The sequence below is a fragment of the Flexivirga endophytica genome (genome assembly GCF_014640635.1).
Classification (GTDB): domain Bacteria; phylum Actinomycetota; class Actinomycetes; order Actinomycetales; family Dermatophilaceae; genus Flexivirga; species Flexivirga endophytica.
The window spans coordinates 639,739-664,693 of record NZ_BMHI01000004.1; the positions used below are offsets into that span (position 1 = coordinate 639,739).

The 24,955-nt window shown below is 68.3% G+C and carries 26 protein-coding genes and 1 tRNA gene; 8 read left to right on the forward strand and 19 right to left on the reverse strand.

Features of this window, described 5'->3' with window-relative positions:
* Window positions 1–13 precede the first annotated feature (13 nt).
* Window positions 14–1,282 (reverse strand): RNA polymerase sigma factor, encoded by a 1,269-nt coding sequence (locus IEX71_RS15085; protein ID WP_229749755.1) that lies wholly within the window; start codon window positions 1,280–1,282, stop codon window positions 14–16.
* 23 nt (window positions 1,283–1,305) lie between these two features.
* Window positions 1,306–1,680 carry a YciI family protein gene (locus IEX71_RS15090; RefSeq protein ID WP_188837839.1) on the reverse strand — a complete coding sequence of 125 codons (375 nt, stop codon included), beginning with the start codon at window positions 1,678–1,680 and terminating at the stop codon, window positions 1,306–1,308.
* 206 nt (window positions 1,681–1,886) lie between these two features.
* On the opposite strand from IEX71_RS15090, the gene IEX71_RS15095 reads away from it, so the two are divergent.
* A complete protein-coding gene (locus IEX71_RS15095; RefSeq protein WP_188837840.1) occupies window positions 1,887–3,059 on the forward strand; it encodes a WD40/YVTN/BNR-like repeat-containing protein in 1,173 nt (390 codons plus the stop codon).
* Window positions 3,060–3,109: 50 nt separating this feature from the next.
* Here the strand turns inward: IEX71_RS15095 and IEX71_RS15100 are convergent, their stop codons facing one another.
* The 4 genes from IEX71_RS15100 to IEX71_RS15115 form a co-directional block, all read right to left on the reverse strand.
* Window positions 3,110–4,942 carry a GMC family oxidoreductase gene (locus IEX71_RS15100; RefSeq protein ID WP_188837841.1) on the reverse strand — a complete coding sequence of 611 codons (1,833 nt, stop codon included), beginning with the start codon at window positions 4,940–4,942 and terminating at the stop codon, window positions 3,110–3,112.
* A 168-nt stretch (window positions 4,943–5,110) separates the two neighbouring features.
* A tRNA-Val gene (locus IEX71_RS15105) sits at window positions 5,111–5,187 on the reverse strand.
* Between the two features lie 88 nt (window positions 5,188–5,275).
* The gene (locus IEX71_RS15110) at window positions 5,276–5,728 is read right to left on the reverse strand and encodes a TIGR02611 family protein (RefSeq protein WP_188837842.1); all 453 of its coding nucleotides are present in this window, start codon (window positions 5,726–5,728) and stop codon (window positions 5,276–5,278) included.
* Window positions 5,729–5,736: 8 nt separating this feature from the next.
* Entirely contained in the window at window positions 5,737–6,567 is an 831-nt protein-coding gene (locus IEX71_RS15115; RefSeq protein WP_229749756.1) for an aminotransferase class IV, read from the reverse strand.
* A gap of 128 nt (window positions 6,568–6,695) precedes the next feature.
* On the opposite strand from IEX71_RS15115, the gene IEX71_RS15120 reads away from it, so the two are divergent.
* On the forward strand, window positions 6,696–7,214 hold the full coding sequence (locus IEX71_RS15120) for a MarR family winged helix-turn-helix transcriptional regulator (protein WP_188837843.1): 519 nt from the start codon (window positions 6,696–6,698) through the stop codon (window positions 7,212–7,214).
* 39 nt (window positions 7,215–7,253) lie between these two features.
* On the opposite strand, the gene IEX71_RS15125 is transcribed toward IEX71_RS15120, so the two are convergent.
* The 3 genes from IEX71_RS15125 to IEX71_RS15135 form a co-directional block, all read right to left on the reverse strand.
* Window positions 7,254–8,036: an enoyl-CoA hydratase gene (locus tag IEX71_RS15125; RefSeq protein WP_373284638.1), complete on the reverse strand. Its 783-nt coding sequence runs from the start codon at window positions 8,034–8,036 to the stop codon at window positions 7,254–7,256.
* 103 nt (window positions 8,037–8,139) lie between these two features.
* Window positions 8,140–9,078 (reverse strand): NlpC/P60 family protein, encoded by a 939-nt coding sequence (locus IEX71_RS15130; protein ID WP_188837845.1) that lies wholly within the window; start codon window positions 9,076–9,078, stop codon window positions 8,140–8,142.
* Between the two features lie 151 nt (window positions 9,079–9,229).
* Entirely contained in the window at window positions 9,230–10,285 is a 1,056-nt protein-coding gene (locus tag IEX71_RS15135) for an enoyl-CoA hydratase/isomerase family protein (protein ID WP_188837846.1), read from the reverse strand.
* Between the two features lie 179 nt (window positions 10,286–10,464).
* Between IEX71_RS15135 and IEX71_RS15140 the strand changes: the two genes are divergently transcribed.
* A complete protein-coding gene (locus IEX71_RS15140) occupies window positions 10,465–10,725 on the forward strand; it encodes an antitoxin (RefSeq protein ID WP_188837847.1) in 261 nt (86 codons plus the stop codon).
* Window positions 10,726–10,804: 79 nt separating this feature from the next.
* On the opposite strand, the gene IEX71_RS15145 is transcribed toward IEX71_RS15140, so the two are convergent.
* The 4 genes from IEX71_RS15145 to IEX71_RS15160 all read right to left on the reverse strand — a co-directional run bounded on the left by IEX71_RS15145 (window position 10,805) and on the right by IEX71_RS15160 (window position 13,984).
* Window positions 10,805–11,293 (reverse strand): hypothetical protein, encoded by a 489-nt coding sequence (locus tag IEX71_RS15145; RefSeq protein WP_188837848.1) that lies wholly within the window; start codon window positions 11,291–11,293, stop codon window positions 10,805–10,807.
* Between the two features lie 315 nt (window positions 11,294–11,608).
* Entirely contained in the window at window positions 11,609–11,824 is a 216-nt protein-coding gene (locus IEX71_RS15150) for a dodecin (RefSeq protein WP_188837849.1), read from the reverse strand.
* Window positions 11,825–11,971: 147 nt separating this feature from the next.
* Window positions 11,972–13,165 (reverse strand): 4-hydroxybenzoate 3-monooxygenase, encoded by a 1,194-nt coding sequence (locus tag IEX71_RS15155; protein WP_188837850.1) that lies wholly within the window; start codon window positions 13,163–13,165, stop codon window positions 11,972–11,974.
* A 69-nt stretch (window positions 13,166–13,234) separates the two neighbouring features.
* A complete protein-coding gene (locus IEX71_RS15160; RefSeq protein ID WP_188837851.1) occupies window positions 13,235–13,984 on the reverse strand; it encodes an IclR family transcriptional regulator in 750 nt (249 codons plus the stop codon).
* A 70-nt stretch (window positions 13,985–14,054) separates the two neighbouring features.
* Here IEX71_RS15160 and pcaH point away from each other — a divergent pair, with 70 nt between their 5' ends.
* Genes pcaH through pcaDC form a run of 4 tightly spaced genes read left to right on the forward strand, consistent with a single transcriptional unit; the run spans window position 14,055 to window position 17,903 of the window.
* Window positions 14,055–14,849, forward strand: a complete 795-nt coding sequence (gene pcaH / locus IEX71_RS15165) for a protocatechuate 3,4-dioxygenase subunit beta (protein WP_229749757.1) — start codon at window positions 14,055–14,057, stop codon at window positions 14,847–14,849.
* A complete protein-coding gene (gene pcaG, locus IEX71_RS15170; RefSeq protein WP_308420985.1) occupies window positions 14,849–15,481 on the forward strand; it encodes a protocatechuate 3,4-dioxygenase subunit alpha in 633 nt (210 codons plus the stop codon). Before pcaH ends, pcaG begins: the two co-directional genes overlap by 1 nt.
* Window positions 15,478–16,716: a lyase family protein gene (locus IEX71_RS15175; RefSeq protein ID WP_188837852.1), complete on the forward strand. Its 1,239-nt coding sequence runs from the start codon at window positions 15,478–15,480 to the stop codon at window positions 16,714–16,716. The genes pcaG and IEX71_RS15175 overlap by 4 nt, the downstream gene beginning before the upstream one ends.
* The gene (pcaDC, locus tag IEX71_RS22740) at window positions 16,713–17,903 is read left to right on the forward strand and encodes a bifunctional 3-oxoadipate enol-lactonase/4-carboxymuconolactone decarboxylase PcaDC (RefSeq protein WP_188837853.1); all 1,191 of its coding nucleotides are present in this window, start codon (window positions 16,713–16,715) and stop codon (window positions 17,901–17,903) included. The genes IEX71_RS15175 and pcaDC overlap by 4 nt, the downstream gene beginning before the upstream one ends.
* Window position 17,904: 1 nt before the next feature.
* On the opposite strand, the gene IEX71_RS15185 is transcribed toward pcaDC, so the two are convergent.
* The 3 genes from IEX71_RS15185 to IEX71_RS15195 form a co-directional block, all read right to left on the reverse strand.
* Window positions 17,905–18,564: a 3-oxoacid CoA-transferase subunit B gene (locus IEX71_RS15185; RefSeq protein WP_188837854.1), complete on the reverse strand. Its 660-nt coding sequence runs from the start codon at window positions 18,562–18,564 to the stop codon at window positions 17,905–17,907.
* Window positions 18,561–19,256: a 3-oxoacid CoA-transferase subunit A gene (locus IEX71_RS15190; protein ID WP_188837855.1), complete on the reverse strand. Its 696-nt coding sequence runs from the start codon at window positions 19,254–19,256 to the stop codon at window positions 18,561–18,563. Before IEX71_RS15190 ends, IEX71_RS15185 begins: the two co-directional genes overlap by 4 nt.
* Window positions 19,257–19,320: 64 nt before the next feature.
* Window positions 19,321–20,523, reverse strand: a complete 1,203-nt coding sequence (locus tag IEX71_RS15195) for a thiolase family protein (protein WP_188837856.1) — start codon at window positions 20,521–20,523, stop codon at window positions 19,321–19,323.
* A gap of 70 nt (window positions 20,524–20,593) precedes the next feature.
* Here IEX71_RS15195 and IEX71_RS15200 point away from each other — a divergent pair, with 70 nt between their 5' ends.
* The gene (locus IEX71_RS15200; RefSeq protein ID WP_188837857.1) at window positions 20,594–21,475 is read left to right on the forward strand and encodes a LysR family transcriptional regulator; all 882 of its coding nucleotides are present in this window, start codon (window positions 20,594–20,596) and stop codon (window positions 21,473–21,475) included.
* Window positions 21,476–21,570: 95 nt separating this feature from the next.
* On the opposite strand, the gene IEX71_RS22560 is transcribed toward IEX71_RS15200, so the two are convergent.
* The 3 genes from IEX71_RS22560 to IEX71_RS15210 form a co-directional block, all read right to left on the reverse strand.
* Complete coding sequence (locus IEX71_RS22560) at window positions 21,571–21,768, reverse strand: hypothetical protein (RefSeq protein WP_229749758.1); 198 nt, start codon at window positions 21,766–21,768, stop codon at window positions 21,571–21,573.
* A gap of 52 nt (window positions 21,769–21,820) precedes the next feature.
* Window positions 21,821–21,922: a helix-turn-helix domain-containing protein gene (locus tag IEX71_RS22855; RefSeq protein ID WP_373284641.1), complete on the reverse strand. Its 102-nt coding sequence runs from the start codon at window positions 21,920–21,922 to the stop codon at window positions 21,821–21,823.
* Between the two features lie 217 nt (window positions 21,923–22,139).
* On the reverse strand, window positions 22,140–24,953 hold the full coding sequence (locus IEX71_RS15210) for a helix-turn-helix transcriptional regulator (protein ID WP_229749759.1): 2,814 nt from the start codon (window positions 24,951–24,953) through the stop codon (window positions 22,140–22,142).
* Between the last annotated feature and the right edge of the window lie 2 nt (window positions 24,954–24,955).

A 24,955-nucleotide genomic window follows, 5' to 3' on the forward strand; every position in this document is an offset into this window, starting at 1 on the left:
GGGGACAGCACCGTCACGTCAGGCCGGCGCGCCGGCGCAGGATGGCACGCTCGCTCTCGTTCCTCGTCCGCCCGGCAGCCTCGGTGAACGCCGCACGTGCTTCTGTATGGCGCCCCGCGCGCTCCAGGAGATCGCCGCGCACGCTCGGCACCAGGGGTGACTCCCCCAGCGCATCCGCCGGCACAGCGTCCAGCACGGCGAGCCCGGCGTCGGGCCCGAACGCCCGGCCGTGCGCGACCGCCCGGTTGACCTCGACAACCGGGCCGGGCGCTGCGGTCGCCAGGACGTCATACAGCGCGGCGATCCGGCGCCAGTCGGTGTCCTCGGAACGCGCGGCACGCGCGTGCTGCGCCGCGATCGACGCCTGGAGGAAGTAGCTGCCCACCGGCTTCCCTTGTCCCGCAAGCAGTTCCGCCTGCCGCAACGCACCGACACCGCGTCGGATCAGCAACCGGTCCCACCGGCTGCGGTCCTGGGCCTCCAGCAACACGGCGGCGCCCTCGTCGTCGATCCGGGCCGGCATCCGAGAGCCCTGGATCTCCACCAGCGCCTGCAGGCCGAGCACTTCGGGCTCGTCCGGAGCCAGTGCGGCCAGCATGCGCGCAAGGCGCATCGCCTCGTTCGCCAGGTCGGGCCGCATCCAGTCCGTGCCGGAGCTGGCGGCATACCCCTCGTTGAAGATCAGGTAGATCACCGCCATGACGTCGTCGAGCCGGCGGGTCCGCTCGGCTCCGGTCGGTAGCTCAAACTGTGCACGCGACGCCGCAAGCGTCTTCTTGGCACGCGAAATCCGTTGCCCCATGGTGGATTCGGCGACCATGAACCCGCGTGCGATCTCCGCTGTCGTCAGTCCACCCACCAGCCGCAGCGTCAACGCGGCCCGAGACTCGGCAGTCAGCGACGGGTGACAGGACAGGAAGATCAGCCGAAGCGCGTCGTCCTCGATGTGGTCGATCTGGGCGTCGAGATCAGGCATCTGCTGCTCGTCCCTCCCATCGGTCCGCTCGAGTTCAGCGGCCTTGCGACGAAGCACCTCTGCACGCCGGAAGTGATCGACGCCGCGCCGCTTCGCGGTGGTCATCAACCACGCACCCGGGTTGTCGGGCACCCCGGCGGCAGGCCATTGCTCGAGCGCGGCCACGAGCGCATCCTGCGCCAGGTCCTCCGCGAGCTCCACGTCGCGGGTCATCCGGGTGAGCGCGCCGACGAGGCGGGCCGATTCGGCCCGCCACGCGGCGACGATCACTTCGTGCGGATCCCCCGTCGTCCTCTGTGCCGGCACCAGGCCAGCGTAATGACGCCCGCTCAGTCGGTGGGCGCGTCCGGACCGTCGGAGATCTGCCGCAGGGTCGAGATCACGGTGACCTCCGGCCAGTGCTTGGCGTGCAGTTCGGCGAAGTCACGCTGGTCGGCCACGGCGTCCTCCAGACTGTCGTACTGCATGATCGCCCAGCCGCCGACGACCTCCTTGCCCTCGGCGTACGGACCGTCGACGCGGCTGACTTCCCCTTGGCGCACAACGAAATTCACTGCGTCCTCGGTGCCGAACAACCCGCCACCGTCGAGGAATACACCCTTCGCGGCCTGCTCGCCGATGTAGACGTCCATCGCGTCGAACAGTGCCTTCGGCGGCGTTCCGACGCCTTCTTCCATCCGCACGAATCCCATGAAACGCGGCATCTCGATCACTCCTGTTGATTGGTCGGGCTTGCTTGTCACACGTACGTCGAACGAGCTCCGGCGACTTCGACATCGATCCCGGAAAATTCTTCACGACTCGCCGCCGGAGCAACGACATACATCTTGTCGGCCCACGCGCGCCGGGCAAGAATGGAACGTTGCGGGCGCGCCGACCATGACGGCCCGCTCACGAGGAAGGGCGTCTCATGTCCGATGCAGCCATCCATCTGTTGGTCGGAACGACCAAGGGCGCATTCATCCTGGACGGCGATACCGCCCGGGTGCGCTGGACGGTCCGTGGACCTTACTGCGACGGCTGGCCGATCAACCACATGATCGGCGACCCCGTCACAGGCACCATCTGGGCCGGTGGTGGCGGCGACTGGTCCGGCGCAGGCGTATGGCGTTCCGGCGACGGCGGCCGGACCTGGGACGTCACGAAGCTGACAACCGGCCAGGTGGATGCGTGGGCGGCGCAGGACCCCGACTTCGCGGCCTCCATCGGCTGGACCGTGACGCCCGCGCCGTTCGGCGACGGGTTCTCCCAGGTGTGGTCCCTCGGCCGCAGCGGCGAACGGCTGTATGCCGGAACCAAGCCGGCGGCGCTCCTTGTCAGTGACGACGGCGGCGAGACCTGGGAGACGGTCAAGGGCCTGACCGATCATCCGTCGGCACCCGATTGGGGCCCCGGCGCGGCGGGCCTCGTGCTGCACACGATCGTGGTCGACCCGGAGCATCCGGAGACGATGTGGGTCGGGATCTCAGCCGCCGGAGTCTTCGCCACCGAGGACGGCGGTGCCACCTGGGAGCGGCGCAACGACCTCGCCGACCCTGCGGACAGCGAGGGACACGAGCATCCGGCGGCGGCGTCGGACGGACACACCGGCTTCTGCGTGCATCACATCGAGCGTGCCGCCGACGATCTGCTCTATCAGCAGAACCACCACGGCGTATGGCGTTCGGACGACGGCGGGCACCGGTGGCACAACATCACCGCCGGCCTGCCGTCGACGTTCGGCTTCCCGCTGTGGGCGCACCCCCGCGACGGCCGCACGATCTGGACGGTGCCGCTGAACGGTGACACCGAAGGCCGCTATCCGCCCGACGCAGCAGCCGCCGTATGGCGCTCCACCGACGCCGGTGAGTCCTGGACCGCCCAGCGCCGGGGGTTGCCGCAGGAGGCGTGCTTCTTCACCGTGCTCCGACAGGGCATGACCGGTGACCGGCAGGATCCGGCCGGTGTCTACTTCGGCACCAACTCCGGGTCGGTCTTCGCGAGTCGTGACGAGGGCGAGAGCTGGGACGAGATCGCCCGGCACCTACCGACCGTGCTGGCCGTCGAGGTGCTCGAGCAGGACGCACCTCTCGCAGGTCCATAGGCGTCGGGTCCGGCACGTCCGGCAACCAGGTGGAGAACACGCCCGAGATGTCAGCCGACCAGTTCGCGAAGGTGGACGCCGTGATCCGTGGCGATCAGCTCGGCAGCCTTCTCGCCGATCATGATGGCCGTCGCGTTGGTGTTGCCGCTGACGACATTGGGCATCACACTCGCGTCCGCCACCCGCAGCCCCTCGATACCGTGCACGCGCAGCCGCGGGTCGACGACCTCACCGATCCGACAGGTCGACGTCTCGTGGTAGACGGTTATCGCGTAATGGCGGGCGAAGTCCTCCAACAGCGCGTCGCTCGGCTCGGAGCCGGCCACGTGACCGTGGGCTTGCGCCAGGTGCGGAGGGATGACCGGCTCACCCAGGCCACCGCCGGGCCAGGCCTTCGCGATCTCGAGCGCCTTGCGCATGACTGCGACCATGACCTGCACGTCATGCGGGTCGCTGAAGTAGTTGAGCTCGATCCGCGGTGCGACCGCGGGGTCCGCGCTGACCAGCGTCACCGAGCCCTCGGAGTGCGGTTGCACGGGATTGGGCAACACGACCACCTGGGCGCGTGACGGGTCGAGGAATGCTTCCGGGTCCGCGAAGAAAGCGGTCGGCGGGAGTCGGAAGACGCCCTCCCAGATCGACGGCGTATAGCCGGTTGCAAGGAAGCCGATCTGCGCGTCGTGGGTGTGCTCGTCGCCCAAGCCGGTCGAGAAGAACGCCACGGCGTCATACAGGGAGGACGACGCGAGGCCGCGGCCAGTGGTGAACCACTCGCCTATCCGCCGCTCGGCCTCAGCCTTGAGACCAGCCAGGGCCTCGGGGAGATCAACATCGTCCGCGGGGTCGGCAGGGAGCGGCCCGGCCGGGGCTCGGAGCGCGTCCGGCCCGAGGGACATGGCGACCTCGGTCATCGTTTCGCCGATGCCATCGGCGGCGAACATCAACGGTGTGTGCAGGTGGTCCTTGAGATGACGCCCGACGTCCGGGAGGTCGACGACGCAGTCCACCCCGACGTCGGCGAGCTCGTCGCGGGCTCCGACCCCGGACAACAGCAGGAGCTGCGGCGACCCGATCGCGCCCGCGCACAGCGCCACCTCGGTGCCCGCAGCCACCTCCTCATGCGTGCCGTCCTCGGTGCGGTAGGCGACCCCGGTGGCACGGGTCACTTCCCCGTCTCCCTCCAGCAGGACCCGCTCGACGAGGGCACCGGTGACCACCGTGAGGTTCGCCCGCTCCATCGCCGGCTCGAGGTAGGCGTGAAAGGTCGAGCTGCGCCGGCCGTCCTTCGTCGTCGTCTGGAAGAGCGAAGCGACCCCTTGGGGGTCGAGCCGGGCGCGACCGTTGTAATCACCCTGCTTCATGCCCGCGGCACCCGCCGCCTCGACGAACTGGGTCGAGGCCGGAAGGATCGGCTGGCGCACCGACACACCCACCGGACCGTCGTCGCCGTGCATCGCGAGGTCGGAGTCCAGCTCGGGACTGTGCACGAAGCCCTCGGCCTTTCGGAAGTAGGGCAGCACCTCCTCGTAGGACCAGCCCGCCGCACCGCCAGCGGCCCATGCGTCGAAGTCGCCCGGGTGGCCCCGGACGTACGCCATGTAGTTCAGGCCGGAGGAACCACCGAGCATCTTCCCTCGCGGCACCATCATCTGACCACCGACCAGGCCTTTGCCTACCCCACCGGGGTCGCCGTTGAACATCCAGTCGGTCGCGGGGTTGTTCTGCAGACTCGCGACCGCTGCCGGCACCAACTCCGCGGGCGGTGGCGGGCCACCCGCCTCGAGCAGGCACACCCGCACATCCGGGTCCTCACTCAGCCGAGCGGCGATCACGGCGCCCGCCGATCCCGCTCCCACGATCACATAGTCGTATGTCGAGCCCATCGCTACCACCTCGTCGTGGCGCCTCGCCGAGCGGCGGGGACGGTCTCGTCATGCAAGCACACCCCGAGTAGCCAGACAAGGGATCGCGCGAACCGAGCACGCGCACGACAAAGCCCCCGGCTGCTCTCGCAGCCAGGGGCAGTTTCGCAGGTCAGTCGCCATCGGGCATGGTGGATGTGAAGGGACTCGAACCCCTGACCTCTCGCGTGTGAAGCGAACGCTCTAACCAGCTGAGCTACACATCCAGGCGCTGCGACGACCCGTCATACGGAGCGTGCTGCGAGCGCCAACATTAGCTGACGCAGCTTGCGGCCGCATAATCGGGCTCGCCGTTCACAGCCCGGGCGCATAACCGATCCAGGTCTTCACCTGATCCGGTAGGAAGCCGGGCACGCCGCTGACCAGGAACACCAGCCAGAAGCATGCTGCGACGAGCACGACGATGCCCAGCCCGACCAGACCGCGCACGAACCAGTTCTGCCGACCCACCCACTCGGTCCACAGCCGCACCTTCTCCCGGGCGAAGCCGAGCAGTCTTTTGGCCCAGGTGAATTCGGTCGCCCAGATCCCGAGGCCGATGAAGATGATCACCCAGCCGGGACCCGGCAGCGGCAGCAGCACGATGCCTGTGGCCACGACGAGCAGGCCGAGCAGGCCGATGCCGATCCGATAGAAGAGGTATGACGTGGGATTGGCCCTGATCCGGGCACGCCAGGCGAACCGGTCCTCGGCGATCCTGTCGTCCAAGGGGCGGTCGACCTCTTCCTGAGGCGGCGGTCCAGCCATGGTGCCGGTCAGTCGCGCCCTGCGGCGGAGGCTTCGGCGAACGCCGCGGCTGCCTTGCTGGTGATCGGGCCGGGAGCGGCGAGCTCGCGGTCGCCGACCGCGGACACGGCTTGCACATCGCGGGTGGACGAGGTGATGAACACTTCGTCGGCGGTGTCGAGAACGTCGATCGGCAGGATCTCCTCGCGCACCGGGATGCCGGCCTCGCGGCTCCACTCGATGGTCAGCGCGCGGGTGATGCCGGCGAGCGGGCCACACTCCAGCTTGGGAGTGAGCAACTCGCCATCGACGACGACGAAGATGTTGGATCCGGTGCCTTCGCACAGCTCGCCACGGTTGTTGGCGAAGATCGCCTCGCTGCCGCCTTCCTTCTTGGCGGCCGCGAGCGCGACGACGTTCTCGGCATACGAGGTGGTCTTCAGGCCTGCGACGGCACTGCGCTCGTTGCGGGTCCACGGCACGACGACGATCTTGGTGGTCGGCGTCGGGCGGTCGACCGGCATGGAGGCGACGATGTAGGTCAGCGGGCTGTCGCTGCGATCGGATCCGAGCGGGCCTTCACCGGCGGTGACGGTGTAGCGCAACCGGCCGAAGTCGAGCGGTTCGGCGAGCACGGCGTCGAAGCCTTCCTGCAGGCGCGCCCGGTCGGCGGAGGGTAGCCCCAGGCCGTGCAGCGACCGGTCGAGGCGATCGTTGTGCCGGTCGATGGCGAACGGCTTGCCGTCGACCACCTTTGCGGTCTCGAAGACGCCGTCGCCCACGGTGATGCCGTGGTCCAACGCTCGCACACTGGGCTTGTCGTCGACCATCTCGCCGTCAACCCAGACCCGCACACTCATGTCACCCTCCAAGGCTTGAGATCAGATCGCTCCATCCTTGCACTTCAACGGTCGGTCCCGCCGGTTGGTTCGATCGGCCGAGCAACCGTGCCCGGCGGCGCCGGACAGTTGATGGAACAATCACCGGCATGCCGAGCCCGCTGCCCCACGACCCGATCGCCGAGGCCCGCCGACAGTGGACCGCACACGGTTGGGGTGACTATGCCAATGGCATGGCTGCGATCACCTCGGTCATCCGCGCCCAGCAGATCTTCCTGGCCCGCGTCGACGAAGTGCTCAAGCCGCTGGGGCTGACCTTCGCGCGCTATGAGTTGCTGACACTGCTGCACTTCACCCGCACCGGCGCGCTGCCGATGGCCAAGGCGAGCGCGCGGCTGCAGGTGCATCCGACCAGCGTCACCAACGCCGTGGACCGGCTGGAGAAGGTCGGCCTGGTGCGCCGTACCCCGCATCCGACCGATCGGCGCACGACCCTCGTCGAGCTCACCCCGGAGGGGCATCAGCTGTCGCTGACCGCCACCCGACAGTTGAACGAGGTGGTCTTCGCCGAACCCGGGATCGCGGCCGATGACCTCGCACCTCTGCTGCGGATCCTGGCCCGATTGCGCCAGGGCGCAGGCGATTTCGAGGTCGATGCAGATTGGTGATCTCGATACGCTCGTTCCTCGCTACTCGATCCGGCGGAGTCACGAGTTGGAGAACGTGGCGGGCCGCTTGCCGAGGAAGGCCGCCATACCTTCCTTCTGATCGTCCGTCGCGAACGCGGCGTGGAAGGACCGGCGTTCGAGGCGCAGGCCTTCGGCGAGTGGGGTCTCGAAGGCGGCATTGACCGCCTCCTTGGCCATCATCGCGACCGGCAGCGACATACCGGCGATGGTGCCGGCGACTTCCTTGACGACCTGCAGGAGCTCGGCCGCGGGGACGACCCGCGCCACGATCCCGGAGCGCTCGGCCTCCTCAGCGTCCATCATTCGGCCGGTGAGCACCAGGTCCATCGCCTTCGCCTTGCCGACCGCACGGGTGAGGCGTTGGGAGCCGCCCATGCCGGGTATGACGCCCAGCGTGATCTCGGGCTGGCCGAACTTGGCGGTGTCAGCAGCGATGATGAAGTCGCACAGCATCGCCAGCTCGCAGCCACCACCAAGCGCATAGCCGGCGACCGCGGCGATCACCGGGGTGCGGACCTTGGCGAGCCGGTCCCAGCCGGCGAACAGGTTCTGGTTGTGCACCTCGGAGAACGTCTTGTCGGACATCTCCTTGATGTCGGCGCCGGCGGCGAACGCCTTCGCCGAGCCGGTGATGACGATGGCGCCGATGCCGCTGTCGCGGTCCAGTTCCTCGGCGACGGTGACGACCTCGGTCATCACCTCGGAGTTGAGTGCGTTGAGTGCCTTGGGCCGGTTGATCGTGATCGTCGCAGTGCGGCCGTCGCGCTCCACCAGGATGGTGTTGTAATCGGTCACCTTCACTCCTTCGTCCGTGGGACTGTCTGTGGCGTGACTGCCATTCTGTCCAAGCCGCAGCCCGGAGCAACGAGTGCCCCGAGCCGCGGTGCGCGGATCACGCCGGGTGTCAGTGCACCGGGCGGACGACGAACGGGAGCAGGCCGGCGCTCGGGTGCGAATAGAGACCGGCGACGTGGACGCTGTTGTGCGTTCGCGGCGTTGCCGATTCGATGATCTTGTCGTTGCCGATATAGAGCGCGACATGGGTCGTGCTGGAGGCGGAGGACCCCCAGAAGACCATGTCTCCGGGACGCCGCTGACTCAGCGGGATGTGCCGGTACTTCGCCTGTTGGGCGCCGGAATAGGTCCCAACATCGACATGAGCACCCTGCCAGAACGCATACTGCATCAGTCCGGAGCAGTCGTAGCCGATGTGGTTCCAGTCCGGGTGGCCGGACGGGCTGGTGGTGCCCTTGGTCGGCCCGTACTTGCCGCCGCCACCCCACGCGTAGATGTAACCCTTCCCGATCTGTGAACGTGCTGCCCGGATGACGTCGCGCACCGTGCCGCTGCTCTTCGGCGGCGTCGAATGCTGCCCGCCGAACTTGTGCGACGCGTTGTTGTTCTTCAGCGCGGGGATGAGATTTGCCTTGTGCCCCGGGGCGATTCGCTGGGACGGGCCGCCGTAGTAGCTGTTGTAGTAGACCGTGACCGTGTGTCCGGTCCGGTTCCAGACGGATGCGGCGTTGTTCTTCACACAGACGTGCCGGCCGTTGCCGTGTCCCCTGAATTCGTAGCAGCTCGGCTGGGTCTCACCGAGATTGGCCTTCGAGTGCTTGAAGTCCGACACCGATCCCTTCTCGTTGCTGTTGAAGTAGTAGCAGAACTCACCCTTGCTGCAGGCCCCGTCCCGTGACGCGGCGTGCGCTTGCGCGCTGCCCAGCCCGAACGCCAGCGCGGGTGCGGCGACCATGCCGGCAGCAACGGCCGCGACCGTCCACTTCAGGTGCCTCTTGCGGCCGTTCCCAGTGTCCGGAGCGATCGGTGCGTAACTCTGCTGACTCATGTCAGCCTCCTATCCCCTTGTGCCACAACAGCTTTGGCGTGTTGTGTCAGATGGGTAGGAGACGTCGTCAACCGTGCGTCAGTTCCTGCGAAACGGGCAACCCGCCGATAAATGGGTCCCCGGGCCCACGCGGCCAGCTGGGCCGCACCGATCAGTGCGTGCTCAATCCGAGCTCGTGCCCCAGCGGTGCGAAGTACGCCTCGACCATCGCCTCGTCGACCTCTGACAACGTGGCAGGTGACCAGTGCGGGTTGCGGTCCTTGTCGATCACCTGGGCGCGGATTCCCTCCGCGAGATCATGCGTGCGCAGCGCATGCGACACCGCGCGCAGGTCCTGATCCAACACGGCCTCCAGGGACCCGGTCTCCCGGGCTTGGCGCAACGACCGCAACGTCGCCTTCAGCGCCACCGGGGACTTGCCTGCAAGGGCGTGCGCGGCGGCGCGGGCCTCGGGCTCCGTGCGCCGCTCGAGTCGTTCGGCGATCTGCTCGACGGTGGCGGCGGCATACACCTCATCGATCCAGGTGCGCGCCTCGAGAATTGTTGATGGCGGAGGTGTTTCGGCATACCGATCCACAGCTACCGGCACGCCGCCGGCGATGATCGCCGCAACGAGATCCGGCAGTGCGGTGGACGGCACGAAGTGGTCCGCGAGCCCGAGCGCGATCGCATCCGCGCCGTCCATGTGACCGGCGGTGAGAGCCAGATGCGTGCCTGTCTCCCCCGGCGCCTGCGCGAGCAGGAAGATGCCGCCGACATCCGGTACGAACCCGATGCCGGTCTCCGGCATCGCGATCCGCGAACGCTCAGTGACGACACGGGTATTGCCGTGTGCTGAGACTCCGACGCCGCCACCCATGACGATGCCGTCCATGAGGGCGACATACGGCTTCGGGAACCTGCTGATGGCGTGGTTGAGAAGATATTCGGCACGCCAGAAGCCCAGGATGTCCGTGCCGCCGCTCACCGCATCCGAATGCATCGCGACGACATCGCCACCCGCGCACAGACCTCGCTCACCCGCGCCGTCGAGCACCACAGCACTGATCGACGGGTCCGACGCCCACTCGTCGAGGGTCTCCTGCAGGGTGTTGACCATCTCGCCGTTCAATGCATTGATGGCGCGCGGTCGGTTGAGGGTCAGCCGCCCGATCGAGCCGTCGACCCGTGCCAGGACGGACGGTTCTGCGGTGGTCTGCGATGTCATCTGTCCCTGCCCGTGTCGACGTCAGCGGCGTAGGATCGAGTCCGCTGCCAGCACCGTAACGACGAGGAAGGGTGCAGCGGGAACAGGGCACCTCCGAAAGCCCGACGCAGGGGCGCCGGTGGTCTACAGTGCCGAGCGGCCGGTCCCTCCGGCCATCACCTGAAACGAGGAGAAATCACATGGTCGACTTCGGAAATCTTGTCAACAAGGCAAAGGACTTCGCCAGCAAGAACCCCGACAAGGTGCGCGATGGCCTCGACAAGGCCGAGGACGCGATCAGCTCCAAGACCGGCGGCAAGTACGACTCGCAGATCCACTCCGCCGGCGACAAGGTCGAGCAGCAGCTCGGTGTCGACGAGCAGCAGGCTGAGAAGCCGGCCCAGGACGCGCAGGACTCCGCAGATCAGCAGGGCGGCGACGCCAAGGGCGACAACAACTGACGCTGAGCGCATTCTCCCTCAGACATGAGCTGGGGCGCCGACACGGTCGACGCCCCAGTTCACTTGTCTCTGCGCTCGGTCAGGAGAAGTCCGATCCGCCGTTGTCGTTGCCGTCCTGGCCGTTACCGTCCTGGCCGTTACCGTCCTGGCCGCCGAAGCCGCCACCGGACTGGCCCTCGTCCTGCTGGCCACCGAAGCCGCCACCGGACTGGCCCTCGTCCTGCTGGCCACCGAAGCCGCCACCACCCTGACCGGAGTCCTGACCACCCTGGTCCTGGCCGCCACTGAAGCCACCGTCACCCTGGCCCGAGTCCTGACCACCCTGGTCCTGGCCGCCGTCCTGGCCACCGCCGAAGCCACCGTCACCCTGGCCCGAGTCCTGACCACCCTGGTCCTGGCCGCCGTCCTGGCCACCGCCGAAGCCACCGTCGCCCTGGCCCGAGTCCTGACCGCCACCGAAGTCGCCGCCGCCCTGACCGGAGTCCTGACCACCTTGGCCCTGCTCGAATCCTTGCCCGGACTCGTTGTCGCCGGACTGGTCCTGCCCGAACTGATCGTTCTGACTCATGGGTAATTCCCTTTCGTCGCGCGGATTTTTGTCCGCCAGGTCACGGCCCGGCGACCTCCCACGCTATAAGCCCGGTTACGGGAATGTAACCGTCAAGCACTTCAAGAATTCGTAAAGAACCTTTTAGTAACGCCTACGTTCGCGAATAGAACGTGGTAGCGAAAACGCCCTTCGAAGAGCAACTCCCGGCAGGCTGGATCGCGCCGGGTAACCGCCGCCCGCTCTTGCACAGGAGCCGCTGCCAGAGGGCGAACGTGCGGTCGAAGACGCAGGCGCCGCGCCGTACCTTGAGGCGTAACCGTCCTGAGTGCGCGACTACGACTCGTCGTCGATGCGGAAGCCGACCTTGATGGTCACCTGCCAATGGACGACCTTGTCCTCCTCCAGTTGGCCGCGAACACCCTGGACCTCGAACCAGTCGAGATTGCGGACGGTGCTGCCGGCGCGAGCGACCGCGTTGTTGATGGCGCTCTCGATGCCGTCCGGCGAGGTGCCGACGATCTCGGAGATCCCGTATGCGTGATGGGCCATGAGTTGATCCCTTCGCGAGGACTCAGACCGCCGTTCGACGATCCGTACGGTCGACGTCATTCTCGTCCGGGTCATCGAGCCCGTCCAGGATGGCGCCCGTCCGGCATACGCCGGTATGTCACGGATGTCGTTTGCACAGAATCGGTTTCAGCGTGCGCCGGGCCAACCCGTGTAGGCCTCGGCAAGGTAGGTGGATCCTGCGGTCGAACCGGTGACGGAGGCCAGCTCACCTTCCTGCCGACGTGTGTCGAACGGCGTGGCGTCGGGGAGCGTGTGCAGCATCGTCGTCATCCAGTAGGAGAAGTGCTGCGCCTTCCAAACGCGTGCCACGGCGCGTTCGCTGTATGTCGCCAGCGGCGCCGCGTCGCCGGCACGAACGGCCCGCTCGAGTTCCTCCGCCAGCACACGGACGTCGGAGAGTGCGAGGTTGAGGCCTTTGGCGCCCGTCGGCGGCACGGTGTGCGCGGCGTCGCCGGCCAACGCCATCCGACCGAAGTGCATGGGCTCCTGCACGAAGCTGCGGAACGGCAACACGGTCTTGGAGGTGATGGGGCCCTCCTTGAGCGCGTAGCCGTTGGCGCCGAGCCGGGTCTGGAGTTGGTCCCAGATGCGGTCGTCGGACCAGTCGTCGACGTTCTCGGCCGGATCGCACTGGAAATACATGCGTTGCAGCGTTTCGGTGCGCTGACTGATCAGCGCGAAGCCGTGCGGTGAGTGGTTGTAGATCAGCTCTGGAGCGCTCGGCGGAGCCTCGGTGAGTATGCCGAACCACGCGAACGGATATTCGCGGAAGTACTGCGTGCACTCCGAGTCAGGCACCCGGTGACGACACAGGCTGCGTGAGCCGTCCGCTCCGACCAGGAAGTCCGTCCGGACCTCTCGAGCGACACCCGCCGCATCGGTGAACCGGAGCACCGGACCGTCCGTCGTCAGATCGTCCACCGAAACGTCGGTAACCTCGAAGCGCACGTCCCCGCCGTCCCGTGCTCGAGCGTCGGCCAGGTCGATGAAGACATCGGTCTGCGGGTAGAGCTGCGTGGACGCACCCGCGAGTCCGCGGAAGTCGATCCGGTGTCCGCCTCCGCCGAAGGCCAACTCGATGCCGTCGTGCCGATACCCGTCCCGGTGCACTCGTTCCGACACGCCGGTATCGACCAGCAGGTCGACCGACCCCTGCTCCAGAATGCCCGCACGGTGAGTGTGTTCGATCTCGGTGCGGCTGCGCAGATCGATGACGACCGAGTCGATCCCGGCGCGATCGAGCAGGTGCGACAGCATCAGGCCGGCTGGTCCGGCACCGACGATGCCGATCTGGGTGCGTTCGGGGGTGCGTGGTGGCATGTCCGCATTCTGCGGAGCCGGCGTGCGCCGTGCCATCACCAGCTTCCGTTCAGCGGAAGCGGGTGCGGCTCACGTCGAGCGCAGGCTCCGGCCGATCCCCCGAGCCGCGACCTGCATCGCGCTCACCAGGCGCGCCTGGTCCCGCTTGAGAGTCGGCACCACGACACCCAATGAGGCGACGACCGAGTCGCCCACTCGGATCGGCACCGCGGCCGAGCAGGCACCGAGGCTCATCTCCTCCTGGGTGGTGGCGAAGTCGTCCACGCGTACCTTGGCCAATTGCTTCTGCAGCCGGCCAGGTTCGCTGATCGTGTAGCGGGTGACCCGCGGCAGGTCGGCCAGCACCTGCCGCCGCACATCTTCCGGTGCGAACGCGAGCAACACCTTGCCAACACCGGTGGCGTGCAACGGAAGTCGCGATCCGACTGTGCTCACGACCGGCACCGACGCATGGCCGGAGAGCCGCTCGACATAGAGGACGTGCTTGCCGTCGCGGACCGCCAGATGCACGGTGGCGAGGGTGGCGCCATACAAGTCGTGCAGGTATGGCGCGGCGACCTCCCGCAGACCGGTGTTGACCGGCGCGAGCAGCCCGACGTCCCACAACCGGCGCCCGACGACATACGTCGAACCGGTCCGTGCCAGGGCACCCCAGTCGACGAGTTCGTTGACCAACCGGTGCGCAGTGGCCAGTGGAAGTCCGGCTCGCGACGCGAGATCGCTCAGGCTGAGCTGGCGGTGCCGCTCGTCGAAGGCGCCCAACAGCGCCAGTGCCCTGCTCGTCACCGAACGTCCCGCCGCAGCGGAGTTTCCTGCCATGCCACCCATGTTTCCGGCCAGCGGAAGATCGGGCAAGTGGTCAGGGCAGGTCTCCCGATACGGTCGCAGCGTGACCACGCAGCAGAACAAGCCCCTCCTTGCGACCGACCCGGACGCGGCGTCCGCGAGCCAGGCCGATATCAGCGCCGAAATCGCAGCCATCGCAGACGAATACGCTCGGGGCGCCACAACCGAGACGCAACCCCGACTCGACTATGCGCCCTACCGCAGCAGCCTGCTGCGGCATCCCACCAAGGCGATGCAGCATGCCGACCCGGAGACGATCGAGCTGTATGCGCCGGTCTTCGGACAGCGCGACATCGGCGCTGCCGAATCGGACCTGACCATCCAGGCCAGCGGTGAGCCGATCGGCGAGCGGATCGTGGTGTCCGGACACGTGCTCGACGGCGACGGGCGGCCGGTGACCCATCAACTCGTGGAGATCTGGCAAGCCAACGCGGCCGGGCGTTACATCCATCTGCGTGACCAGCACCCGGCGCCGATCGACCCCAACTTCACCGGTGTCGGACGCACCATCACCGATGCCGAGGGCCGCTACACGTTCACCACCATCAAGCCGGGTCCCTACCCGTGGAAGAACCACCACAACGCGTGGCGACCGGCGCACATCCACTTCTCGCTCTTCGGCACCGACTTCACCCAGCGGCTCGTCACCCAGATGTACTTCCCCGGCGATCCGCTCTTCGCACTCGATCCGATCTACCAGTCGGTCGTCGACCCGGTGGCGCGCGAGCGGCTCGTCGCGACCTACGACCACGACGTGACGCGGCACGAGTGGGCGACCGGCTACACCTGGGACATCGTGTTGACCGGTAGCCACCCGACCCCGACGGAGGAGTCCTGATGAGCGCCAACCGAGGTGAGGACACGAGCGCAGCGAGGCCCGGAGCCGAGGCCAGAGGCGCGACCGCCAGAATGAGCGCACTGCATCCCACTCCGGGCCAGACGGTCGGACCGTTCTTCGGCTATGCGCTCCCGTATGACGGCGGCGGCGTCCTCGTTCCCGTCGGTCATCCGCACGCGATCCGACTGCACGGCACGGTATATGACGGAGACGGCGAACCGATCCCGGACGCCCTGATCGAGATCTGGCAGGCGGACGAGAACGGTGCAGTTGCACAGGATCCGGGCTCACGCTCGCGCGATGGCTGGACCTTCACCGGCTTCGGCCGGGTTGCCGTCGACCCGGACGGGCACTACTCGTTCACCACCGTGCCACCCGGAGTGACTCGGGGCGACGGCGCTCCGTTCTTTGCGGTCACCGTCTTCGCGCGCGGACTGTTGCACCGGCTCCTCACCCGTGCCTACCTACCGCTCGACGACGCTGTGGCAGCAGTGGATCCGTTCCTGTCGTCGGTTCCGGCGAACCGCCGGGGCACCCTGGTCACTCGTGCCGACGAGCACGGCCTGGTCTTCGACATACACCTGCAGGGAGCAGACGAGACGGTGTTCCTGACCTACGGCGAGGACCAGTGACCGGGCTGCTGTGGCCCGGTGATCACCGCGCCGGTGAGCTGTTCTCCGACGCCGCGGTGATCCGGGCGATGCTCTCGGTGGAGACGGCGTGGCTCGCCGCGCTCGCCGAGTCGGGCGCCGCTCCCCCGGGAGCTGCCGTCGACATCGAGGCCGCGGTGCGGATCGAGCCGGAGGAGATCGACGCTGCCGCCGAGGCGGGCGGCAATCCGGTCATTCCGTTCCTTGCCGTCGTCCGTGACAGGCTCGCGGTTGCCCATCCGGAAGCGGCGCGCTGGGTGCACCGCGGGCTGACCAGCCAGGACACCCTGGACACCGCGATCGTCCTGGCCGCGCGAGCGTGCACGGACGCCGTGCTCGCGAGCATCGACGCCCAGGTCGCCGCACTCGTCGGGCTCGCTGAGCAGCACCGCTCGTCCGTCATGGCCGGACGCACCCTCACGCAACATGCCGTCCCGATCACGTTCGGACTCAAGGCAGCTCAGTGGTTGCACGGCATCCTCGACGCCCGCGACGACCTGCGGGACGCTCGTGATCGGCTGCCTGTCCAGTTGGGCGGGGCGGCCGGCACACTCGCCGGACCCTCGTTGATCCTGCACCTGACCGGCGCGGACCGCGATGCCGTCGCCGTGGCCCAGTCCGCCGCGGAGCACCTGGGCCTGCCTTGGTCCCCGCCGTGGCACACCACACGTGCGCCCATCACCCGGATCGCCGACGCCTTCACCCGCGCGACCGATGCCTGGGGCCGAGTGGCGCGCGACGTGTTGGTGCTCTCCCGGCCGGAGATCGGCGAGCTGGCCGAGCCGGTTGAGGCCGGGCGCGGCGGTTCTTCCACCATGCCGCACAAGGTCAACCCCGTCCTGTCCGTGCTCATCCGTCGGGCTTCGCTGGTTGCACCTGGCTTGGCCGCCCAATTGCATGTCGCTGCAGCTGAATCCGTCGATGAGCGCGCCGACGGAGCATGGCACGGCGAATGGGCGACCCTGGCCACGCTCGCTCGCCACACGGTGACGGCAGCATCACAGACAGCCGAACTGTTCACCGGACTGCACGTCGACACCGGCCGGATGGCCCGGCTGGTCTCCGCTTCCGGATCGAACCTGCTGGCCGAGCAGCGCAGTCTCGCCGGCTTCGTCGGCGCGGCCGATGACGACTTCGACCCGACGCACTATCTGGGCAGCGCCGACGCCATCATCGACACCATCCTCGACCGTGCCCGATCAGGAGGCTCCCGATGACCGTTCCCCCGATCTCCGGCGTCCAGCTCGGCGGCTCGCCGGACCTGCCCCTGCTCGTCTGCGGTCCATCACTCGGCACCTCGGCAACGGCTCTGTGGTCCGCGACAGCGGCGCTGCTGGACGGCGAATTCCATGTCATCGCATGGGATCTGCCCGGTCATGGCCGCAACCGAGCGCCGGTCGAGAACAGCTTCACGATGACCGAGCTGGCCGACGGCGTGCTTCGCTTCGTCGACGGTGTCCTGACCGAACGCGGCGAGAGCGGCGGCACCTTCCGCTACGCCGGTGACTCGGTCGGCGGCGCGGTCGGGCAGCAACTGCTGCTGGACCACGCCGATCGCGTCCGCGGAGCTGTCCTCGCGTGCACCGTGCCGTGCTTCGGACACGCTGCCGGATGGCACGAGCGAGCCGAAAAGGTCCGAGTCTCAGGCACGCCCATCATGGTCGAGGGCTCTGCGAGTCGCTGGTTCGCGCCCGGCTTCCTCGAGCGTCGACCGGACGCCGGAGCGGCGCTGCTGCATTCGCTGCAGGACACCGACCGCTTCGGGTATGCCGCAGTCTGCGAGGCGCTGGCCGACTTCGACATACGGTCCGAGCTGCACCGGATCCAGGCGCCGGTCATCGCGCTCGCCGGTGTGTATGACGAGTCCGCACCGGTCGCCGGAATGGCTGCACTCGCGCACGGTGTGGCCGACGGGCAGCTCGTCGTCCTCGACCGTGTCGCTCACCAGGCACCGGTCGAGGCCCCGGATGAGACGGCGCAGGCCATAGGTCGCTTGGCCGGAAACCCGTTGCCCTTCAGGACGATCGACGAACGCAGCGCTGCCGGCCTGGCCGTACGGCGTGCCGTCCTCGGCGACGCGCACGTCGACCGTGCGACTGCCGGCACCACTGATCTGACTCGGGACTTCCAGTCGTTCATCACCGATTATGCGTGGGGCGGCATCTGGACGCGGCCCGGCCTCGCGCGCCGTGACCGGTCCATCGCGGTGCTCACCGCGCTCGTCGCTCGCGGGCACCACGAGGAACTCGCGATGCACCTGCGCGCTGCGCGCACCAACGGGCTCAGCGTCCGGGAGATCGAAGAAGTGCTGCTGCAGAGTGCGATCTACTGCGGTGTGCCGGACGCGAACACGGCGTTCCGGATCGCCCAGCAGGTGCTCGGCGATCCGGACACCGACAGCTGACTCAGAGGCCCAGCCGTTCCGCGAGGTCAGCGGCGCTCGTGCCCCACGTCTGCCGCATGTGGGCGCCGTCGGGTCCGACGTCGATCACGGCCTCGTTGCTGTAGATCCGGCACACGCAGCCACGTCCGGTCAGCGGATAGGTGCACTCGCGCACTAGTTTCGGCTCACCGGTCTTGGTGAACAACGACATCATCACGAAGACCTGCCGCGCACCGATCGCCAGATCCATCGCACCCCCGACAGCGGGGATGGCACCGGGTGCGCCGGTGTGCCAGTTGGCCAGGTCGCCGTGGTCCGACACCTGGTAGGCACCCAGCACGCACACGTCGAGATGTCCGCCGCGCATCATCGCGAACGAGTCGGCGTGGTGGAAGTATGCCGCGCCCGGAAGCTCGGTCACAGGCACCTTGCCGGCATTGGTCAGGTCCGGGTCCACCTCGTCACCAACGGCTTTCGGCCCCATGCCGAGCATGCCGTTCTCAGTGTGCAGGGTCACGCCCTGCTCGGGCCGCAGGTGGTCGGCCACCTTGGTCGGCTGGCCGATGCCGAGGTTGACGAACGCGCCCGCCGGTATGTCGGCGGCGACGACGGCCGCCAACTCGTCCTGGTCGAGCGGACCACGATCGAGGTGTTCGACCGTCGGTATGGTCTCCGTGGTCATTGCGCCCCCTGGACGGTGTAGTGACGGGCTTCGACCGGGACGATCCGGTCGACGTAGATCGACGGTGTGACAACGGATTCGGGATCCAGGGAACCGACCGGAGCGATCTCCTGCACCTGCACGATCGTCGTGGTCGCAGCGGTCGCCATGACCGGCCCGAAGTTGCGAGCCGTCTTGCGGTAGACCAGGTTGCCCACGGTGTCCGACCGATACGCGGAGATGAACGCGTAGTCCGCCGAGATCGGATGCTCCAACAGGTATTCGCGGCCGTCGAAGGTCCTGGTCTCCTTGCCCTCGGCCAACGGAGTGCCGACCGCCGTCGGGCAGTAGAACGGCCCGATCCCGGCACCGGCAGCGCGCATCCGCTCGGCGAGGTTGCCCTGGGGGACGACCTCCAGCTCGACGTCGCCGGTGCGATAGAGCTCGTCGAAGACGTAGGAGTCGACCTGCCGCGGGAAGGAGCAGACCACCTTGCGGACCCGACCGGCCTTGAGCAGCGCGGCCAGACCGACCTCACCGTTGCCTGCGTTGTTGGACACGACCGTGAGGTCCTTAGCGCCCTGCCGGATCAGTCCGTCGATGAGATCGAACGGCATACCGGCCAGGCCGAATCCGCCCACCAGCACGGTGGATCCGTCCTCGATCCCGGCGACGGCCTCGTCCACCGACTCACACACGACTGCGGCACTCATGACGCCGCCCTCCTTCGTCGGGCCGCGTCATTCGCCTGAGCCTTCTGTCGCTCGCTCCGCTCGCTCATGACGACACCTCCGGGTTCTCCAGGACGACGGCCAGACCCTGGCCCACACCGATGCAGATGGCAGCGACGCCATACCGCTGCTTGTCCTCGCGCAGCACCTTGGCGAGGGTGCCGAGGATGCGACCGCCGGAGGCTCCGAGCGGGTGACCGATCGCGATGGCACCGCCACGGGTGTTGACGATCTCCGGATCGATCGGCCACGCGTCGACGCAGGCGAGGGATTGCACGGCGAACGCTTCGTTGAGTTCGACCCGACCGACCTGGTCCCAGCCGATGCCGGCGCGGGCGAGTGCCCGGTTGGCCGCCTCGACCGGTGCATAGCCGAACGACTGCGGCTCGAGCGCCATGATTCCGCGACCGACGATGCGCGCGGCCGGGTCGCCGAGTGTCTTCGACGCAGCTTCCGAGCCGAGCAGCACTGCCGATGCGCCGTCGTTGAGCGGTGACGCGTTGCCGGCGGTGATCGTGCCGTCCGGTCGGAAGGCCGGCTTGAGACCGCTCAGCACCTCTACCGTCGACGTGGGGCGGATCGATTCATCACGGACAACAGCGTCACCCTTGGCCGGAGTCACGGAGCTGACCAGATCGTCGTAGAAGCCGGATTCCCATGCGGATTGGGCGAGTTGGTGCGATCGCGCGGCGAATGCGTCCTGCCGCTCGCGGCTGATGCCGAAGCGCTCCTGCAGCTGCTCGTTGCCCTCGCCGAGACTGACCGTCCACTCCTTCGGCATCGCGGGATTGACCAGCCGCCACCCGAGCGTCGTGGAGACCGCCGTCACGTCGCGGGCCGGGTAGGCACGGCTCGGTTTGGGCAACACCCAGGGGGCGCGGGTCATCGACTCCACACCGCCGGTGAGCACGATGTCCGCGTCGCCGGTCTCGATCTGCCGACTGGCCATCATCGCCGCGTCGAGCCCCGAGCCGCACAGCCGGTTGATCGTCGTGCCGGAGACCGACGTGGGCAGGCCGGCCAGCAATGCCGCCATCCGGCCGACGTTGCGGTTCTCCTCCCCCGCTCCGTTGGCATTGCCCCAGACGACGTCGTCGATCGTGGCCGGGTCGAGGTCCGGCACATCGGCGAGCACCGCTCGGATCACGTGCGCGGCGAGATCGTCCGGGCGCACGTCCGCCAGCCCGCCGTTGAACTTGCCGAAGGGCGTCCGACGCGCCGCGTAGACGTATGCACTCTCGTCACTCATACCTCGAAGTTAGCGCCATACGACGATATTCTGAAGTATCGATATTGGCTTGGATTGAGAGTTGTTGGATATGGATATCCGTCACCTGCGCTATTTCATCGCGGTCGCCGAGGAGCAGCACTTCACCCGCGCCGCGGAGCGCCTGCACATGGCGCAACCGCCGCTGTCGCAGACGATCCGACAGCTGGAGACCGAGCTGGGGGTGGAGCTGCTGCACCGCAGCACCCGCAGCGTCACGTTGACGCCGGCCGGCCAGGCCTACCTGGAGCGAGCCCGCGCCATACTGCACGGCCTCGGGGACGCCACTGAGCACGTACGACGTGTCGCCGCCGGCGCTGTCGGGCGCCTGGTCATCGGTTGCGTCGGCTCGGCCACCTATTCGCTGCTCCCCCAGCTGTCCCGCGGGCTCGCCGAAGCGCTGCCCGGCATCGATTTCGCGTTCCGCGGCGAGATGCTGGTCCCCGATCAGGTCACGGCCCTGCGCAACGGCGACATCGACATCGCGCTCCTGCGACCGCCGGTCGCCGACCTCGGACTGACCGTGCAGCCGATCCGTCAGGACCGGCTGGTGGTCGCGTTGCCGGCTGGGCACCGTCTGGCCCCGGTCGAGCGTGTCCGGGTCAAGCAGTTGGCCGGCAGTGACCTGATCGTCCACTCGGCCGACCGCAGATCGGTGATGTATGACGTGGCCCTCGGCCTGCTCCGGAATGCCGGCATCGAGCCACACATCCGACACGAGGTCGGCGAAACCTCAACACTGGTGACGCTGGTCGCCGGTGGCCTCGGGGTCGCGATCGTCCCCGATCCGGTCAGCGCCCTGCGTCTGGAAGGTGTCGCCTACCGGCCGCTCGTCCAGCCTGCGACGACAGTGCAACTCGCCGTCGCGCACCGTGCGGACCGGCACGAGCCGCACCTGGCCCGCGCGGTCGGCGTCATACACGATTTGGTGTAGGGACGTCCTCGCCGGTTGGCGACAACGCCACGACAAGTGCCTCACCGAAGAACTCGCCGTCGCGTTCGACGGCTGCGATGACTCGGCGCCGGGCGTCACGGCCGGAGCAGGGTCCGCGTCCAGGCGTCGATGAGCCAGTCCCGGAATTGCTCGGGACGCCAGCCGCGTTCGCGCACGAGCAGGTCCCAGTACTCCGCGGCGTTCATGCTCCAGATGATGTCTGCCACCTGATCGTCGGTCAGGTCGTCGCGCAGTTCGCCGGTGCCGCGCAGGTCGGCGGCGAAGAGGCGCATGTTCCGCGCCCGGCGCGTGGCGATCTCGCGCCAGAGACTCGCGCAGTCCGGGTCAGCGGCTGACCGGTGAAACCTTTGCCCTGGAAGCGATTTCGGCGATCGTCGTCCGAGTGTAACCGTGCTCCACGAACAGCGAGCACGCGGCGGACAACACCGCAGAGCGGGTCGCGGCGGCCCGCTCGAGACGCCGCGGTGCGTGATAGCTGCGCCTGCCGGCCGGCCGACCCTTGACGCCCCGCGGTCTACGCGGCCTTCGGCGGCACGCGCCCGACCGGCGAGCCCGAGGTGCACCGCCTCGACGTGCTCCATGCCACCGGATCGCTGGTCGAGCCCGCCTGGTCGTAACTCTCCCCAGGCAATGGAAGAAGACGTCATGATCCCCGCTCCGCGCGGCGGTCGGGCGTCATACGGACTTCTCGGGTGGAGCCGTCGGTCCTTGACCACTGCGCCGCCAGCTGCGATCGCGAACGTATACCGAGCTTCGCGTAGACGCGAGTCAGGTGGTATTGAACGGTTTTCACCGACAGGAAGAGCTCGGCCGCGACGTCCTTGTTGGTGTGCCCCTGCGCGACCAGTTCTGCGACCGCCGACTCCTGCGGGGTGAGCACGTCGGAGTGGGCATCGGTCGTGCGTGGCGCGTTCACTCCCCCGGCGGCGAGCTCCCGATCACACCTACCGACATAGGTGGCGGCACCGAGTCGGGCGAACTGGTCACGCGCAGTGGACAACACGGAGTCGGCTTCTGCCCGGCGCCCTGCGCGGCGGAGCGTCTGCCCGAACGCGAAGTGGACCCGTGCGAGGTCGTATGGCGCGGGCAGTTGCTCGAGCCGTCCGATCGCAGTCGTGAAACGCTCGCGTGCCGAGTCCAGGTCGCCCTGTTGCCCGTGCCAGCGTCCCCGCGCATACGCGAGTCGGGCGATGGCAGAGGAGTGCTCGGCAGCCGCGGCGCGCTGCTCGTGCGGCCGCAGGAAACTGTCGGCCTGATCCAGCTGACCCGACACCACGAGCGCATTGGCGTAGACGTCGGCCCACGGCCAGAAGCCCGGACTGCTGACCCACTCACGTGCCCACGGTTCGGTCAACGGCGCAAGCGTGCGTACGACGGCCGGGTATTCCGCGCGCGCCTCGTGCCAGGCGGCACGAGCGAGCGCCGAGGGAACCCGCATGATCGCGTAGTCCTGCCCGCTGACCGTGCCGTGTCGCAGGCACAGCTCGGCGTTCGACCAGTCACCCCGGAGCGTGTGCACCTGCGCCCGCGTCCACTGCAGCAGTGGCGCCAGCAGCGTCATACCGGACTGCTCCGCGAGGCCCGCACCGGTCGTCGCCGTGCGAAGGGCGGCGTCCCAGTCCCCGGTGACGAACTGGACACGGGCGAGCCACGCGCGCGCCCACAACGAGATCCGCAGCGACCCACCGAGATGGTCCGTGGGCACGGCACTCTCGAGTTCTTCGCGGGCCTCCTCCGGGTTGTCCGTGGCCAGATGCAACCAGCCACTCGCCATCCGCACCCGTGCGGCGACCGCACCCTCGGGTACCGATCCGACCAGGGACGCATAGCCGGCCAGTGCCGCCGCGGGTGAGTCGACGACCGCGCTCGCCAAGCCCCGGATCGCTGCGGCTTCGATCGCTGCCGGCGACTCCGCGGGCGCGAGCTCCATCGCTCGGTCCGCCCACGAAACCAGCTGCTGCGCTTGGCAATTCGCCAGGCTGTGCAGCACATGGCGCTGAGCGATCAGCGATGCGCCGAGCGGATCGCGTCGCGGATTGATCAATTCCCAGGCCCGCTGCAACCGGTTGTCGGCCTCTCCGGATCGGCCACGCACGACGGCGACGTAACCCAGGACAGCGTTACGCCGCGGGGTCTCTCGCAACGATTCGAGTTGGGCAAGGTGGCGGGTCGCGCCCGCGACATCTCCGGCGCCGACCTGCGCATCGGCCGCCTCCAACAGTCGGTCACCGGCGAGGTCCGGATCGCTGGTGGCTCGTGCCGCCAGGTCGAGCAGCTCACCGGTGGTCGCCCAGGAACCGGATCTGGCCTGCACCCCGGCCTCGGCGGCCAGCCGCTCCGCGAGTGCGTCGTCGGGCAACGAAGCAGCGGCGAACCAGCTGTGTCGTAACCGCGCCGCGTGCCCGTCCACCACGTCGGCGGCACACGCATGCAGAGCCCGCCGGTCCCGGGGACCAAGCTCCTCGAGCACCGCACGGCGACTCACCGCGTCGCGCATCCGGACCAGGGTCTCCTCGGCGTTCAGCGGTATGACGAGACCGCTTTCGACCACCTCCGCCATCACAGCCGGAGTGGCGACCTCTCCCGAGATCCGGGCAGCGTACGGCGCGGACATCGCGCCGGTCAGCGGATCCGCGTCCTCCAGCACCGCGACCGCGTCGACGAACCGCCGCGCCGGATGCGACAGCCTGCGGCGCCGCGCACGCACAGCGCGCCGGACACTCGAGGGCGCCGGCAGGGACAGGTGAGCATTCGTCCAGTCCGTCGGGCCCACCTCCAGCAACAGTTCGACGACGGATCGGGCGTTGCCTGCGGTGTACCGCAACAGGTGGGCGATCCCGGTGGCCGGCACCAACGCGCCGCTCTGCTCCGCCAGCACCGCGACGTCGTCAGCCGTGAGAGGTGTCAGCTCGACGACGTGGTCCGTCGCCGCCCGTACGTCGTCGAAAAGGTCGCCCCGCGCAGGGTCACCGTGGTCATGAGCGGACAGTGGCATCCCCGCCCGCAGCGGCTCGGTCCAGTCCAGGATCACCAGCAGTCGTGCTCGCGCATCGCGGGTCGCACTCACCAACGCCTCGATGGACAGCGGATCCACCAGATGCGCGTTCGTCACCAGCACCACCGCGTCCCACCGGTGCGTGCCGCACTCGACCGTGGCGATGAATTGCCGCGCCATACCGTGGACGCCCTCGGACGGGTCCACGCCCCACGCGGTCAGCGCGTCACCGGCCAGCTCCTGTGCCCACGGCAGACCTGTCAGGCGACGCACCGAACCGGCATCGAGCGGCCGGCCGGGACCGCAGCGGTCCCCCAGTCGCTTGACGAACGTGGTGGAGCCGCAACCGGATTCGCCGGTGACGAACACCAGCGCTGACGCAGCTGTGCCGGACAGCGCGCTGCGAACAACAGCATCGAGGTGCAACTGTCGGCTCGGCGCGATCGTCGGCGAGGTGTCCACCG